The organism is Curtobacterium sp. AC268 (assembly GCF_979258745.1).
In genome coordinates, this window is sequence record NZ_OZ409878.1 from 2,480,127 (window position 1) to 2,494,957 (window position 14,831).

Sequence of the window (14,831 nt, forward strand, 5' to 3'; positions counted from 1 at the left end):
ACATTCGGAGCGCTTCCCCGGTCGGTTTGCAGGTCAGTGCTCGGCGGTCACGGCGGCGGTCTCGACGGCGGTCACCGCGGTGGTCAATCCGCGCACCAGCAGCGCTCGCGATCGGGCCGTCGCGGTGCCGTCCGGATCGCTCCACGCGGCGCGGGCGAGCCCGTCCACCAGGGTGATGACGGCGTCGGCGACCACGGGCACCGGCTCCGACGGCGCCGCCCCGTGCCGCGCGGTCCAGCGCGCGATCCCGGCGACCACGCCGTCGCGCCAGAGCCGACGTTCGGCGTCGAGCAGGTCTCCGTCGCCGTCCGGGGCGAGGGCCGTCGCGCTGAGGGCCTCGAGCACCCGGAACCGCTCGGGCTCGCGCCGCACCAGGTCGAGGTACGCCGAGATCCCCGGCTCGAGCGCCGCGGCGAGGTCGTCGTGCTCGTCGGCGGCCGCGAGCACCGGCGGCAGGACCGCACGCGCCTGCCGTTCCAGCAGCGCGACGACCAGGTTGCGCCGGGCCCCGAAGGCGTAGTGCACGACACCGTGGGCGACGCCGGCTCGAGCGGCGACGGCCCGGGTGGTGAGGCCGCGCAGGCCGTCGTCCCGCACCACCAGGGCAGCGGCGTCGAGCAGTTCCGCACGCCGGTCCTGTCGGCTGCGGTACCCGCGCGTCTGCTGCTCGTCGGTCATCACAGGAAGCGTACGGGGCGCGTGCAGGACCGGCCGCGAAGATGAAGTCGGCCAGGTGGCCAAATCAGCGAGCACCCGAGGGGTCAGCATGGAGACCGTCGTCCGAGCAGCAGGACCCGCCGAGCTCGAGGCGGCCGCGGCCGTCCTCGCCGAGGCCTTCGCCGACGACCCGGTGCTCGCCGAGTTCCGGCCGCCGCGACCCGGCGAGGACCGTCCGGCCGTGCTGACCGGGCTGTTCGCCGCGCTCATCCGGTCGGTGCCGATGCCCGCGCGTCGGGTGGACGTCGCCACGATCGGTGAGCGGGTGGTCGGCGCCGCCTTCTGGCAGGCGCCCGGTCGGCAGCCCGGTGGCGTCCGGGCCTTCGTGCGGCAGGTGCCGGCGTTCCTCCGGGCCCTGGGGCTCGGCGGGGCGCTCCGTGCGCTGGCCCACCTGCGCCGCATGGAGCGCGCCCGCCCGGTCACACCGCACTGGTACCTCACCGAGATCGGGGTGTCGGCGTCAGCACGGGGTCGGGGCATCGGCGGACTGCTGCTCGGCCACGCACTCGAGCGCGCGGACCGGACGTCGGACGGCGCGTACCTGGAGTCCTCCACCCCGGTGAACCGTCGGCTGTACCGACGGCACGGGTTCGCGGACGGCGCGCCGATCGCGGGGTTCCGCGCGGCGACCCCGATCAGCATGTGGCGTCCGGCCGCCGGCTGACCCGACCCCGGGGGACACCGACCCTGTACCGGCGTGCACGAGCGCTGCCTACCGTCCACGGCACACCACGACGAGAGGAAGCACCATGGCAAGTGGAGTCGCAGCAGTCTGGGTCCCGGTCAGCGACATGGAGCGCGCCGTCGCGTTCTACCGCGACACGCTCGGTCTCACCGTCAAGGACCAGTCCGACGACTGGAGCGAGATCGACGCCGGTGGCCTGATGATCGGCCTGAACGGGCGTGAGTCCGCCAGCCAGGCGAGCGACGGCGGCGCCGTCGTGTCGTTCCAGCCGGACGGCAGCATCGAGGACGAGGTCGCCGCGCTCAAGGAGCGCGGCGCGGACATCCAGGGCGAGATCAGCGAGCACCCGTGGGGCAAGATCATCCCCTTCAAGGACAGCGAGGGCAACGACCTGCAGCTGTACTCGCCCCCGCAGGGCTGACCCGGTTGGGTGCAGGACGCACCCATGGACGGACGGGAGGCTCGTGGCGACGCCGCCACGGGCCTCCCGTCCGTCCGCGGCCGGCTACGCGGACCCGCGCCAGACGACCTCCGTCGGCAACAGCAGACCGCGTGGACCGTCGTCGGTGCCGCCGATCTGCTCGAGGACCTGGTGCGCCGCCTGCTCGCCGAGCAGGCGCGCCGGCTGCCGCACCGTCGACAGCTGCGGGTCGCACCGCAGCGCCCAGGCGCTGTCGTCGAACCCGACCACTCCGACGTCGGATGGCACGCTCCGGCCGCTGCGCTGCAGGACGTCCATCGCACCGGCGGCGACGGCGTCGGACGCAGCGAACACCCCGTCGATGTCCGGGGCTCGCTCGAGCAGCTCGCGCATGCCCTCGGCGCCGGCGGTGTAGCTGAACAGGGGGTTCCGGGCGACGAGGTCGGGGTCGAAGCGCTCGCCGAGTGCCGCGGTGAACCCCGCCAGGCGGTCCTGGCCGGAGTCGCGGTCGAGCCCGGACGCGAGCATCCCGATCCGGCGTCGACCGGTGTCGACAAGGCGCCGGGTGATCTGCTCGGCTGCGGCGCGGTTGTCGATGCCGATGTACGAGATGTTCGCGGCGTCGGACGGGTGCCCGACGAAGCACGCGGGCATGCCGATCTCCTCGATCGCGCCGGTGATCGGGTCGCCGTCGCGGGCGGACAGCACGATGGCGCCGTCGACGAACCCGCCGCGCAGGTACTCGACGACGCGTTCGCTGTCGCGGGCGGAGTCGACCATGATCGTGACGAGCTGCTGGTCGGCGTCGGACAGCACGGCGTTCGTGCCGATCAGGATGTTGCCGATGTTGGGGTCGTCGAGCACCACGACCGAGGGTTCGTGGACGATGAGCGCGATCGCCCCGGAACGCCGGGTGACCAGGCTGCGGGCGGCGGCGCTGCGCACGTAGCCGACGCGTCGGACGGCGTCCTGTACGGCCTCGCGCGCCTTCGGCGAGACGTACGGCTCGTCGTTGAGCACCCGTGAGACGGTGCCGCGCGACATCCCCGCTTCGTCGGCGACGTCCTGGATCGTGGCGCGCTGACGAGCGGATCGGACCTCGGACATGGGGCAACCATATCCGGCGCTGAGGAGCCCTCGGAACGCCTCGCAGTTGACAGGGTGCAGCCGCTGGTGTTTGATCTGGGAGCGCTCCCAGAAACATCCGGCCCCGATCGGCCGGTACGGACTGGGAGCGCTCCCAGAACACTGGGTGGCCTTCGCCGTCGAAGGGGTCGCACGCGACCGAGGCGGCCGGGTCGCCCCGATCAGCGAGGATCCCCGTGACGACCACCACCCTGCCGACGACCGCCACCGGCGCGCTCGGCCTCGGCTCGACGGGCCTCGCGTTCGGGTGCGACTACAACCCCGAGCAGTGGGACCCCGAGGTGTGGGTCGAGGACGTCCGGCTCATGCGCGAGGCCGGCGTGAACCTCGTCGCGATCAACGTCTTCGGCTGGTCGCACGTCGAGCCGCGGCAGGGTGAGTACGACTTCGCCGCGCTCGACACCGTCATCGAGCTGCTGCACGGCGCGGGCATCGGGGTCGACCTCGGCACGGGCACCGCCTCGACACCGCCGTGGCTCACCACCCGGTACCCCGAGGTCCTGCCCGTCGTCGCCGACGGCACCACCCGCTGGCCCGGTGGCCGCCAGGCGTTCTGCCCGAGCTCCCCGGTCTACCGCGAGCACGCCCTCGCCCTGGTCCGCGCCACCGCCGAGCGCTACGGCGAGCACCCCGCCGTGCGGCTCTGGCACGTGTCGAACGAGCTCGGCTGCCACAACGCGCACTGCTACTGCGACGTCTCCGCCCAGGCGTTCCGCGGCTGGCTGCAGGCCCGGTACGGCACGGTCGACGCACTCAACGCCGCCTGGGGCACCTCGTTCTGGAGCCAGCGCTACTCCGCGTGGGAGCAGGTGCTGCCGCCCCGCGCGACGCTGTCGTTCACGAACCCGGCGCAGACCATCGACTTCGACCGGTTCTCGTCCGACGAGCTCCTCGGCCACCACCGCGCCGAGGCCGCAGTCCTGCGCGAGCTGAGCGACAAGCCCGTCACGACGAACTTCATGGTCGCCGCGCACATCACGGCGCTCGACTACTGGTCGTGGGCCGGCGACATGGACGTCATCGCGAACGACCACTACCTGGACCACCGCCTGCCCCGGCCGCACGTCGAGCTCGCCTTCGCCGCCGACACCACGCGTGGCCTGGCCGGCGGCGCCCCCTGGCTGCTCATGGAGCACTCGACGGGTGCCGTCAACTGGCAGCCGCACAACGTCGCGAAGGCTCCGGGCGAGATGCTCCGGAACACCGCGGCGCACATCGCCCGCGGGGCCGACGGGGTCTGCTTCTTCCAGTGGCGCGCATCCGTGCAGGGCAGCGAGAAGTTCCACTCGGCGCTGCTGCCGCACGCCGGCACCGAGTCGGGGACCTGGCACGACGTGGTCGCGCTCGGCGCCCTGGTCGAGCGGCTCGGCGAACTGCGCGGGTCGCGCGTCGTCGCCGACGTCGCGCTCGTGTTCAGCTGGGAGAACCAGTGGGCCGCCGACCTGGAGGCCCACCCCAGCACCGCGCTCCGCTACCTGGAGCAGGTCCACGCGTTCCACGCCGCGCTCTGGGACCTCGGCGTGACCGTCGACGTCGTCGCCCCCGGTGCACCGCTCGACGGGTACGCGCTCGTCGTCGTCCCCGAGCTGTACCTGGTCCGCGACGAGCACGCGGCCGTCATCGCCGACCACGTCGCCGGCGGCGGGCACGCGATCGTCAGCTGCTTCAGCGGCATCGTCGACGAGCGCGACCGGGTCCGCACCGGCGGCTACCCGGGCGCCTTCCGTGACCTGCTCGGCGTGCGGGTGGACGAGTTCCTCCCGCTCGCCGCCGACGCCGCGATCGCGCTGTCCGACGGCACGACCGGCAGCGTCTGGTCGGAGCCGGTCGAGCTGCGCGGTGCGACGAGCGTCGTCGACTACGCCGAGGGCTCGCTCGCCGGCCGTCCGGCCGTCACCCGCAACGAGCACGGCGCCGGGACCGCCTGGTACACGTCCACGGTGCTGGATGCCGGTGCGCTGGGCGGGTTCGTCCACCGCGTCCTCGACGAGGCCGGGGTGCGCGCCGACCCCGCCGTCCGCCCCGGACTCGAGGTCGTGCGACGCCGGGACGACACCCACGAGTGGGTCTTCCTGCTGAACCACTCCGACCGCACCGTGGAGCACCACGAGGCCGGCCACGAGCTCGTCGCCGACCGCCCCGTCACCGGGACCACCGCCATCGCCCCCGGCGGGACCCAGATCATCCGCACCGACAGGAACCGCTCATGACCACCACCGCACAGTCGCCCAGCGCGACCCGACGACGCCGGGGCGGCGGGTTCCGCTACCGCCGCGCCATCGCGATCTTCGTCCTGCCGTTCGCCGTCCTGTTCACGGCGTTCTACCTGGTCCCCATCCTCTACGCCGTGTGGGAGTCGCTGCAGAAGATCGAGCGGCAGGGCACGTTCGGCGCCCCGACGCAGGTCTTCGGCGGTCTGAGCCAGTACGCCCTGGTGTTCCAGGACGGCGAGTTCTGGAGCTCCGTGCTCCGCGTGCTGCTGTTCGGCGTCGTGCAGGTGCCGGTGATGCTCGGGCTCGCGCTCCTGTTCGCCCTGCTGCTGGACTCCCCGCTGCTGCGCGGCAAGCGGTTCTTCCGCCTGGCGTTCTTCGCGCCGTACGCGGTGCCCGGCGTCATCGCCGCGATCATGTGGGGCTACCTCTACGCCCCCGACCTGTCGCCGTTCTCCGCGGTGACCTCGCGGGTCGACCTGCTCGGCGGCAGCACCGTGCTGTGGGCCGTCGCCAACGTCGTGACCTGGGTCTACGTCGGCTACAACATGCTCATCATCTACTCGTCGCTCCTCGCGATCCCCGCCGAGGTGTACGAGGCGGCGAAGCTCGACGGTGCGTCCCAGCTCCGGATCGCCCTGTCGATCAAGATCCCGCTCGTGGTGCCGGCCATCGTCCTCACCGCGGTGTTCTCCGTCATCGGCACCCTGCAGCTGCTGACCGAGCCGACCGTGTTCCGCCAGTTCACCTCGACCATCTCGTCGACGTTCACGCCGAACATGCTCGTCTACTCGACGTCCTCGGTGCCGAACTTCAACCTCGCAGCGGCGTTCTCGGTCGTCCTCGCCGTCGCCACGTTCGTCCTGTCGATCGGGTTCCTCCGACTGACCCAGCGGAAGGCCGCCGAATGACCGTCAACGCCCCGTCCCAAGGTGACCTCGTCCGCGACGTCGGCCGACCGCTCGAGCCGAACCGGGCCTCCCGTCCGCACCAGCGCGGAGCGCGCGGTCCCCGTGAGAGCGTCATCTCGCGCAGCGCCGCGATGATCGTGATGGGGGTCTTCACCCTCTACTTCCTGCTGCCGATCTTCTGGCTGCTGGTCTCGTCCACCAAGACCGCCGCGAACTTCAACTCGACGTTCTCGCTGTGGTTCAGTGCCACCTCGGTGCAGGACTTCTTCGGCAACCTCGTCGAGCTGTTCACGCGGCAGGACGGCATCTACCTGCGCTGGCTGCTGAACAGCATCGCCTACGCCGGGGTCGCCGGCCTGCTCGGCACCGTGCTCTCCGCGATGTGCGGGTACGCCCTGGCCAAGTACCGGTTCCGCGGCCGCGAGGTCCTGTTCAACGTGTTCCTCGGCGGCGTGCTCGTGCCGGCGACCGCCCTGGCCCTGCCGCTGTTCCTCATCTTCAGCCAGGTCGACCTGACCGACACGTTCTGGTCGGTGTTCCTGCCGAGCATCGTCAGCCCGTTCGGCGTCTACCTGTCGCGGTTGTTCGCGGCGTCGAGCGTGCCGGACGAGATCATCGAGGCCGCCCGCATCGACGGCTCCGGCGAGGTCCGGACGTTCTTCACCGTGGCGGTCCGGCTCATGTCGCCCGCGCTCGTGACGATCTTCCTGTTCCAGTTCGTCGCCGTGTGGAACAACTTCTTCCTGCCGCTCGTGATGCTCCGCGACTCGTCGCTGTTCCCCGTCACCCTCGGCCTCTACACGTGGAACTCGAGCGTGAACCAGTACCCGGACCTGCGCACCCTCGTGCTCATCGGGTCGTTCGTCTCGATCATCCCGCTGCTCATCGCCTTCCTGAGCCTGCAGCGCTTCTGGCGCTCCGGCCTCGGCTCCGGCGGCCTGAAGTAGTCCCTCGACCCGCACCCCTTCCCGCACCAGCTCTCCCCACACCACATCCGAACGGAAACAGCATGAAGACAACGAAGTTCCTCAGCGTCGCCGCGATCGCCGTGGCCGCCACCGTGGCCCTCGCCGGCTGCAGCACCGGCGGCAGCAGCAGCGGCGGCGGATCCGACACCACGGCCGCCAGCTGCAAGCCCTCGGACGGCAAGGTCACCCTCGACTTCACGACCTGGGTGCCGAACATGGACAAGGTCGTCGCGATCTGGAACAAGGCCAACCCGGACATCCAGGTCAAGGTCTCGATCGTCGCGAACGGCAACAGCGGCACCTACCAGAACTTCTTCAACCAGCTGAAGGCCAAGCAGGCGCCGGACATCGGCCAGGTCGAGTACGACACCCTGCCGGCGTTCCGCGTGCAGGGCGGCCTCGAGGACATCGGCGCGTGCGCCGGCATCAGCGACGCGAAGAAGGACTTCTCCGACGGCCTGTGGAACCAGGTGACCTTCGGTGAGTCGAAGTCGGTCTACGCGGTGCCGCAGGACTCCGGTCCGATGGCGCTGTACTACCGCAAGGACCTGTTCGAGAAGGCCGGCCTCGACGCCCCGAAGACGTGGGAGGAGTACGCCGAGGACGCCGTGAAGATCAAGGCGCTCGGCGGCAACATCACCAACTTCGCCAAGGGAGACGTCAACCAGTTCGCGGGGCTCGTCTCGCAGGCCGGTGGCCAGTGGTTCGAGAACTCGGGCCAGGACTGGAAGGTCAACCTGAACGACGACGCGTCGAAGAAGGTCGCCGACTACTGGCAGGACCTGATCGACAAGAAGCTCGTCAACACCCTTCCGAGCTTCACCGACCAGTGGAACAGCGCCTACGACAGCGGCAAGGACTGGACCTGGGTCTCCGCGGTCTGGGGTGCGAACACCATCTCGAGCGGTGCGCCGTCGACCTCGGGCAAGTGGGCCGTCGCGCCGATGCCGCAGTGGAAGTCCGGTGAGACCAAGTCGGCCGCCTGGGGCGGTTCGTCGAACGTCGTCTTCGCGGGCAGCGCGCACCCGGCCGAGGCGTCGAAGTTCCTGGTCTGGCTGAACACCTCGACCGAGGCGCTCTCCGCACTGAACAAGGAGGCCAACCTGTACCCGGCCTCGACCACCGGCGCCGACCTGCCGGCCCTGACCGAGGGGCTCGACTTCTACGGCGGCCAGAAGATCTACGAGGAGTTCGCCACCGCGGCGAAGGACATCCAGCCCTTCACCTGGGGCCCGACGATGACGCAGACCTACTCGGACGTCTCCGACGGCTTCGGGCAGGCGGCGTCCGGTTCGGGCACGTTGGCCGAGGCGCTCGAGTCCGGGCAGTCCAAGACCATCGCGGCGCTCAAGGCGCAGTCGATCCCGGTCAAGGGCTGACGGACGGCGGCTGACGTCGCGCGGTCCACGCGCTGACAGCGGACAGGAGGCCCGTGGCGGGATCGCCACGGGCCTCCTGTCGCGTCTCGGGCCGGTTCCAGCCCTACGCGACCGCGATCTCGTTCGGCACGCCCGGCAGCTCGTCGCTCGAGGCGATGACCTTGCCGGTGGTCAGGTCGACGGCGTGGACCTTCTGCTCGGCGGGGTCGGTGACGTAGGCGACGTCACCCTCGACCTTCAGGGCCGGGTGGGCGTCCTGCCACTCGGTCGGGCCCTCCCACGCGTCGACCACCGGGTACGACTCCAGCTGCTCGCCGGTGGTCTCGTCGAAGGTGTGCAGGGCGCCGTCGTCGCCGAGCACGACGGCCTCGTCGCCGGGGCCGCGGGCCAGGTCGCGGAACGTGAAGCCGACGCCGTCGGGCATGTCCGCGACGGTGTACTCGCCCGAGGCCGCGTCGATCAGGGCGATCTGGTCGAGCAGGTAGCCCTCGCTGTCGGGGTCGTCGTTGTAGTCGCCGACCGCGACGGACGAGTCCTCGGTGGTGAACAGGTTGCCGGTGCGGCCGTACTCGGTCGGGGCGTCGATCTTCTCGAACGCGCCGTCCTGGTAGACCAGCGCACCGTCGGTGCAGCCGAACACCGCGACCTCGCCCGTGACCGCACCCTCGCCGTGCACGTCGGGGCACTCCTCGGACCGGGTGGTCTCCTTGCCGTCGGCGTCCAGGGCGCGTACGCCGGAGCGGCTCTCCTCGGTGCCGATGGTGGTCAGGAGCGTGCCGTCCTCGAGCTCGATCGCGACGCCGTGGTGGGCGGCCTCGGACTTCGTCGTCTCGACCTCGGGCAGGTCGGCGCCGTCGAGTTCGGTGTGGTCGAACGTCGTCACGTCGCCGGTGCCGTCGGCGAACAGGGCGGTGCGGTCGCCGTGGACGACCGCGTGGCCGCCGGTGTCGGCGGGGAACACCGCGTCGGTCAGGGCGGGCACGGCCTGCGTGTCGAGGACCCGGAAGCCCTCGGGCACGGTGACGAGCACGTGGCGTCCGTCACCGGCCGGGTTGACCCGGGTGAAGCCGTCGATCTCGTCGTCGGCCACGACCCGCAGGTCCTGGTCGAGGACCAGCAGGCCGCCGTCGTAGGTCAGGGTGATGCGGGTCCCGTCGGCCTCCGGGCTAGCAGTGCTGTCGGACCCGGCGTCGGTGTTCGTGGCGCACCCGGTCAGGGCCAGGGCGGCCGCGCCGAGCAGGGCGGCGGGCCACACGGCCCGGAGCGTCTTCGTGTTCGTCATGCTGTTCACTGTATTGATTCTCATTCTCAATTACCAGTCGACAGGCCGTCGACGATGGCCTCGGTGTTCGAGCGCATCATGCCGAGGTAGGTGGAGGCGTCGCCGTCCTCGGTGAGGGACTCCGTCGCCAGCGGGCGGATCTCGACGTGCAGGTCGACCTCTTCGGCCAGCACCTCGGCCAGTCGCGCGGGCTGCGAGGCGTCGGCGAAGATCGTCCGGACCCCCGCTTCGTCGATCGCCTCGGCCAGGTCGCGCAGGTCGGCGGCGCTCGGGGAGGCCAGGGTGGTCCCGCTCGGGATCACCGCCCCGACGACCCGGAACCCGTAGTGGTCGGCCAGGTACCCGAACACGTGGTGGTTCGTGACGAGCGCCCGGCGTTCCTCGGGCACGGTCCGGAACGCGGTCGTCATCGTGTCGTCCAGGTCGCGGAGCTCGTCCAGGTAGGCGTCGGTGCCGGTCGGCTCGATGCCGGCGTCGCGCAGGTCCTGGTCGAGGGCCTCGACCACGTCGACCATCCGGGCGGGGTCGGTCCAGAAGTGCGGGTCGGGGCCGCTGTCGTCCTCGGTGGTCCACTCCAGCGGGTCGAACGCGTCTCCGGCAGTGGAGACCGGCACGCCGTCCTCGGCCGCCGCCGCGACGTGACGGGCGACCCCTTCTTCGAGCCCGAGCCCGTTCTCGACCACCAGGTCGGCGCTCCGCAGTCGGGCGGCTTCCTGCGCGGAGACCTCGAACGAGTGGGGGTCGGCGCCCGGGGGCATGAGGACCATGACGTCGGCCTGGTCCCCGACGACTTCGCTGACGACGTCGCCGAGGATGTTCGTGGTCACCGCGACGAGGGGCCGGTCGGAGCCTGCGGTGGTGCACCCGGTGGCGACGAGGGCGACGACCGCGGCGACGAGGCCCGCGGTCAGGGCCCTGGTGCCCGTCACAGTCCGACCTCGGCGAAGGCGACGGGGGCGACGGGGAGCTCGATCGTGCGGGCGACCCGGGCGCCGTCGGCGAAGTCGATCTCGTGCACGGTGCCGTCCGTGGGGTCGGCCAGGTAGGCGCGCTGGGCGTCGAGCTGCAGCAGCGGTGCTGGGTCGTCGGTGCCGGTGTCGCCGGCTCGGGCGTCGATCAGTGGTTCGGTCGTGGCGACCTTCCCCGTCGAAGCAGTCACGACGACCACCCGCCCGGAGTCGTCGACCCCGACCACGTGCTCGTCCTCGTCGTCCACCGCGACCACGGCGCGCAGGGGCCGATCGGTCGGCACGAGCCGCCACGAGCCCTGACGCACGTCGAGCAACCAGAACCCGCTCGTGCCCGCCAGGCCCGCGACGGTGGGGCGGCCGGCACGTGCGGCGAAGGCCGTCGGACGCTCGGCGCCGTCGGGCAGGTCGACGAACGAGGGCTCGCCGGTGTCGTCCACCACGACCGCTCCGTCGGCGCAGCCCACGACGGCACCGGCGCGGGTGACGATCCCGCCTGCGGGGTCGGTGCACGCTTGCTCAGTGGTGTCGGCGGTGTCAGCGGCGTCGGTCGCCTCGCCGTCCGGGTCGAGCACGCGGACCGTGTCCCCGTCGGCCGCCACGAGCTGCTCGCCCATCGGCAGCAGGACGCTCGCGTCGATCCGGGCGGTCTCGTCGACCTCGCCCTGGCCCAGTGCCTCACGGTCGAGCACGACGGCCTCGGCCCGGTCCGGCCAGGTGATCGTCGTCATGGTCTCGGACGAGTGCACCGCGACCCGGCCACCGCCGTCGATCGTGCCGACGACCCGGGGCTCGGCGGCGTAGTAGTGCGTGTGGTCGCCGTGGTCGACCGTCCAGGACCCGCCGTCGACGATCGTGGTGCGGTCGGCATCGCTCGTCACGAGGAACCGGCCGTCGGTCGCCGAGTGCTCCGGTGCGTCCACGTCCTCGAGTTCGGTGGTCTCCTCGGTGAGCAGGTCGTGCAGCGCGGTCGCGCCGGTCGCCGACACGGCCAGGAGGCGCACCTCGGGTTCCTGGGATTCGCTCGCGCCCGCCACGTAGCCGTGGGGGCGGGCGGTGCCGGTCGAGCTGTCGGCCGACGGGGCGCCCGTGGAACAGGCGGTGCCGGTGAGGGCCAGGCCGGTGGCGAGGCCGATGGTGGACAGGAGGCGCGCGGGGGCGCGGCTGGTGGTCGAGTGCTTCATGCTCCCTCTCGAGACGGTGCGGCGGATCGTGGTGCTGCCGGCGCGGCCGCGCGCGCCGGTGTGGGGATCGGGGTGCGCCGCAGGACGACGACGGCCAGGGCGCGCGAGACCACCACGCTGCCGACGGCGACCGCGGCGATGCTCGCGCCGGCGGCGGTGCCGGCGTGCCAGGAGACGAGCAGCCCGACGAGCACGGCGGCGGCACCGATCCCGGCGCCGAGGAGCATGGTCGAGGCCACGTGTCGGGTCCAGGCGCAGGCGGCGGCCGCCGGCGCGAGCAGCAGGCCCACGACGAGCAGGGTGCCGACGGCTCGGTACGAGGCGACGACCGCCAGGGTGACGAGCCCGATGAGCACGACCTCGGCCAGGCGCGGGTGCAGCCCGAGCGTCGTGGCCTTGCGGGTGTCGAACGCCAGCGCGGTGAAGGGCCGGTGGAACGCCACGGCGACGGCCAGGGCCACGGCTGCGGCGATCGCGAGGCCGCCGACGTCGGCTCGGGTGACGGCGAGGACGTCGCCGAACAGGATCGCGGTGACGTCGGTGGCGAACGACCGCGAGGACGAGACGATGATCACACCGAGCGCGAGCATCCCGACGAACAGCAGGCCGATCGAGGTGTCGTACGACAGTCGGGCGCGACGTCGCAGTGCCCCGACGCCGAGCACCATCACGCCCGCACTCACCGCGGCGCCGAGCACCGGCGGGATCCCGGTCAGGGTGGCGATCGCGACGCCGGGCAGCATGCCGTGCGAGAGCGCCTCGCCCAGGAACGCCATGCCCCGGACCAGCACCCACGTGCCGACCACGGCGCAGAGGACCGCCGCCAGGGAGCCGCCGACCAGGGCGCGCACCATGAAGTCGACGGAGAACGGATCGGTCAGCCAGGTCACGGTCCGAGACGCTACATGAAAACGAGTATCGATACTGATAGCGTGCTCAGGTGCCTGCGACCGAGCCGACCGAGCCGACTGATCCCCGATTCGCCGTCCACCTGGACCGCGTGACGGCCGTCCTCGGCGACCGGACCGTCCTCGACACGCTCGACGTGACGTTCCCCGCCGGGGCCGTCACCGCGCTCACCGGACCGAACGGATCCGGCAAGTCGACGCTGCTCGACGTGGTCGCGGACGTCGTGCGGCCGACCGCCGGGCGGGTGACGGGCCTCCTGTCCGACGGCGTCGCCTACGTGACCCAGTCCGTGCCGCCGACCACGCTCCCGCTCACCGTCCGCGCGGCCGTCACGATGGGGCGGTGGCGGCACCGCGCGTGGTGGCGGCCGCTCGGACACGCCGACCGGGCGATCGTCGATGCGCAGCTCGAGCGGATGGCGATCACGGACCTCGCCGACCGGCCCGTCGAGGAGCTGTCGGGCGGGCAGCGTCAGCGGACGCTCGTCGCGCTCGGGCTGGCGCAGCGTGCCGGGGTGCTGCTGGTGGACGAACCGACCGCGGGGGTCGATGCCGAGTCGGCGGCGCTCGTGGTGGCGGCGCTCGCCGACGAGGCCGCGGCAGGGGTCGTGGTCGTGCACGCGGCCCACGACCCCGCCGCGATCGCCGCGGCCGACCGCATCGTCACCCTGACCTGACCGATTCCGCAAAACACCGGTGTTCACCCGTTGAACCGCGGTCTGCGCGTGTTCAGTGCGCGAACACCGGTGTCTTGCGACCGATCCCTACTGATCCCGACCGGCGTCAGGGGCAGGCGACGGCCACCGGGCCGGTCGGCGTCGGCTCAGCCGAGACCGGCTCGACCACCGGCACGGCACTCGACTTCCGCAGCCCCATCGCGACGAGCACGACGGCACCGACGATCGCGACCCCACCGGCCAGCCAGAAGTCGGCAGCCAGACCGAACGACGACACCGCGGCACCGCCGAGCACCGAACCGGCGGCGATCGCGAGCTGGATCGTCGTGACGAACAGCGCGAGCCCGGTCTCGGACCCGGCCGGCGACGCCGTCGACATCCAGGTCTGCATCCCGAGCGGCAGCGCACCCCACACCAGGCCCCACACGACGAGCAGCACGAAGACCCCCACGACGGAGTGGGCGAGCAACGGCAGCAGCACGACGGCCGCCGCGAGCACGAACTTCGACGCCCCGATGGTGCCGAGGACACTGCGATCGAGCGTGAAGCCGGCGGCGAAGTTGCCGACGATGCCCGCGACGCCGAACACCAGCAGCGCGATCGTCACGGTGTCCGGGCCGACGCCGACGAGCTGCTGCAGGTACGGCGCGATGTAGGTGTACGCGGCGAACTGGGCGGCGAAGACGAAGGCCGCGGCGATGAGCCCGACCCGGGCACGGGGCACGCGGAGCAGCGACCCGAGCGTGGCGAACCGCACCCGCTGCTGCGCGGGGATCCTCGGCAGCATCGCCAGCTGCAGGACGAGCGCGACGACACCGAGCGCCCCACCGATCACGAAGCCGAGACGCCAGCTGGCGAGCGACGACACCAGCGCGCCGAGCGGCAGGCTCACGACGGTCGCGACGGAGACGCCGGCCGTGATGAGCGAGGTCGCGCGGATCGTCAGCTCGGGCCGGACGAGTCGCCCGGCGATCCCGGCGCCGATGGCCCAGAAGCCCCCGATGCCGACACCGAGCAGCATCCGTGCGATGAGCAGCACCCAGAACGACGGCGCGATCGCGGCGAGGCCGTCGGCGACCACGAGCAGCACGGTCAGGGACACGAGCACCACCCGGCGGTCGAGTCGCGAGGTCAGGACGGTGACGACCGGTGCCGCGACGGCGCCGACCAGTCCGGTGGCGACGACCATCAGGCCGGCGGTGCCGATGCCGACGTCCAGGTCGTCGGCGATGGCGGGGAGCAGTCCGATGGGCAGGAACTCGGACAGGACGAGCACGAACGACCCGAGTGCGACGGACGTGACGCTGAGCCACCCGCGGCGCGCTGCTGACGATGTCATGGGGGCGTCAAGCGGGTGCCGACGGCCGCCATTCCC

The 14,831-nt window shown here is 71.9% G+C and carries 14 protein-coding genes; 7 read left to right on the top strand and 7 right to left on the bottom strand.

The features are described from left to right. Positions 1-33: 33 nt before the first annotated feature. Positions 34-678 (bottom strand): TetR family transcriptional regulator, encoded by a 645-nt coding sequence (locus ACZZ9K_RS11775; RefSeq protein WP_463444127.1) that lies wholly within the window; start codon positions 676-678, stop codon positions 34-36. Between the two features lie 88 nt (positions 679-766). Here ACZZ9K_RS11775 and ACZZ9K_RS11780 point away from each other — a divergent pair, with 88 nt between their 5' ends. Then, on the top strand, positions 767-1,381 hold the full coding sequence (locus ACZZ9K_RS11780) for a GNAT family N-acetyltransferase (RefSeq protein ID WP_463444128.1): 615 nt from the start codon (positions 767-769) through the stop codon (positions 1,379-1,381). An 85-nt stretch (positions 1,382-1,466) separates the two neighbouring features. Beyond that, positions 1,467-1,823, top strand: coding sequence for a VOC family protein (locus ACZZ9K_RS11785; RefSeq protein WP_027467232.1), 357 nt, complete (start codon positions 1,467-1,469; stop codon positions 1,821-1,823). An 84-nt stretch (positions 1,824-1,907) separates the two neighbouring features. Here the strand turns inward: ACZZ9K_RS11785 and ACZZ9K_RS11790 are convergent, their stop codons facing one another. Continuing rightward, positions 1,908-2,930 (bottom strand): LacI family DNA-binding transcriptional regulator, encoded by a 1,023-nt coding sequence (locus tag ACZZ9K_RS11790; RefSeq protein ID WP_071251736.1) that lies wholly within the window; start codon positions 2,928-2,930, stop codon positions 1,908-1,910. Between the two features lie 215 nt (positions 2,931-3,145). On the opposite strand from ACZZ9K_RS11790, the gene ACZZ9K_RS11795 reads away from it, so the two are divergent. The 4 genes from ACZZ9K_RS11795 (at position 3,146) to ACZZ9K_RS11810 (ending at position 8,437) form a co-directional block, all read left to right on the top strand. Continuing rightward, positions 3,146-5,179, top strand: coding sequence for a beta-galactosidase (locus ACZZ9K_RS11795; protein ID WP_463444129.1), 2,034 nt, complete (start codon positions 3,146-3,148; stop codon positions 5,177-5,179). Continuing rightward, complete coding sequence (locus tag ACZZ9K_RS11800) at positions 5,176-6,090, top strand: carbohydrate ABC transporter permease (RefSeq protein WP_027467229.1); 915 nt, start codon at positions 5,176-5,178, stop codon at positions 6,088-6,090. The genes ACZZ9K_RS11795 and ACZZ9K_RS11800 overlap by 4 nt, the downstream gene beginning before the upstream one ends. After that, a complete protein-coding gene (locus ACZZ9K_RS11805; protein WP_228516621.1) occupies positions 6,087-7,037 on the top strand; it encodes a carbohydrate ABC transporter permease in 951 nt (316 codons plus the stop codon). Before ACZZ9K_RS11800 ends, ACZZ9K_RS11805 begins: the two co-directional genes overlap by 4 nt. 62 nt (positions 7,038-7,099) lie before the next feature. Continuing rightward, positions 7,100-8,437 carry an ABC transporter substrate-binding protein gene (locus ACZZ9K_RS11810; protein WP_463444130.1) on the top strand — a complete coding sequence of 446 codons (1,338 nt, stop codon included), beginning with the start codon at positions 7,100-7,102 and terminating at the stop codon, positions 8,435-8,437. A gap of 103 nt (positions 8,438-8,540) precedes the next feature. Here ACZZ9K_RS11810 and ACZZ9K_RS11815 read toward each other — a convergent pair whose 3' ends face one another. The 4 genes from ACZZ9K_RS11815 to aztB are packed head-to-tail and all read right to left on the bottom strand — an operon-like array spanning position 8,541 to position 12,761. Beyond that, positions 8,541-9,719: a hypothetical protein gene (locus tag ACZZ9K_RS11815; RefSeq protein WP_463444131.1), complete on the bottom strand. Its 1,179-nt coding sequence runs from the start codon at positions 9,717-9,719 to the stop codon at positions 8,541-8,543. Between the two features lie 26 nt (positions 9,720-9,745). After that, complete coding sequence (locus tag ACZZ9K_RS11820; protein ID WP_463444132.1) at positions 9,746-10,648, bottom strand: metal ABC transporter solute-binding protein, Zn/Mn family; 903 nt, start codon at positions 10,646-10,648, stop codon at positions 9,746-9,748. Further along, positions 10,645-11,871, bottom strand: a complete 1,227-nt coding sequence (locus ACZZ9K_RS11825) for an ABC transporter (protein WP_463444133.1) — start codon at positions 11,869-11,871, stop codon at positions 10,645-10,647. The genes ACZZ9K_RS11820 and ACZZ9K_RS11825 overlap by 4 nt, the downstream gene beginning before the upstream one ends. Then, positions 11,868-12,761 carry a zinc ABC transporter permease AztB gene (aztB, locus tag ACZZ9K_RS11830; protein WP_463444134.1) on the bottom strand — a complete coding sequence of 298 codons (894 nt, stop codon included), beginning with the start codon at positions 12,759-12,761 and terminating at the stop codon, positions 11,868-11,870. Before aztB ends, ACZZ9K_RS11825 begins: the two co-directional genes overlap by 4 nt. A gap of 50 nt (positions 12,762-12,811) precedes the next feature. Between aztB and ACZZ9K_RS11835 the strand changes: the two genes are divergently transcribed. After that, positions 12,812-13,456 (top strand): metal ABC transporter ATP-binding protein, encoded by a 645-nt coding sequence (locus tag ACZZ9K_RS11835; protein ID WP_463444135.1) that lies wholly within the window; start codon positions 12,812-12,814, stop codon positions 13,454-13,456. 106 nt (positions 13,457-13,562) lie between these two features. Here the strand turns inward: ACZZ9K_RS11835 and ACZZ9K_RS11840 are convergent, their stop codons facing one another. Further along, on the bottom strand, positions 13,563-14,795 hold the full coding sequence (locus ACZZ9K_RS11840; RefSeq protein WP_434769993.1) for an MFS transporter: 1,233 nt from the start codon (positions 14,793-14,795) through the stop codon (positions 13,563-13,565). Between the last annotated feature and the right edge of the window lie 36 nt (positions 14,796-14,831).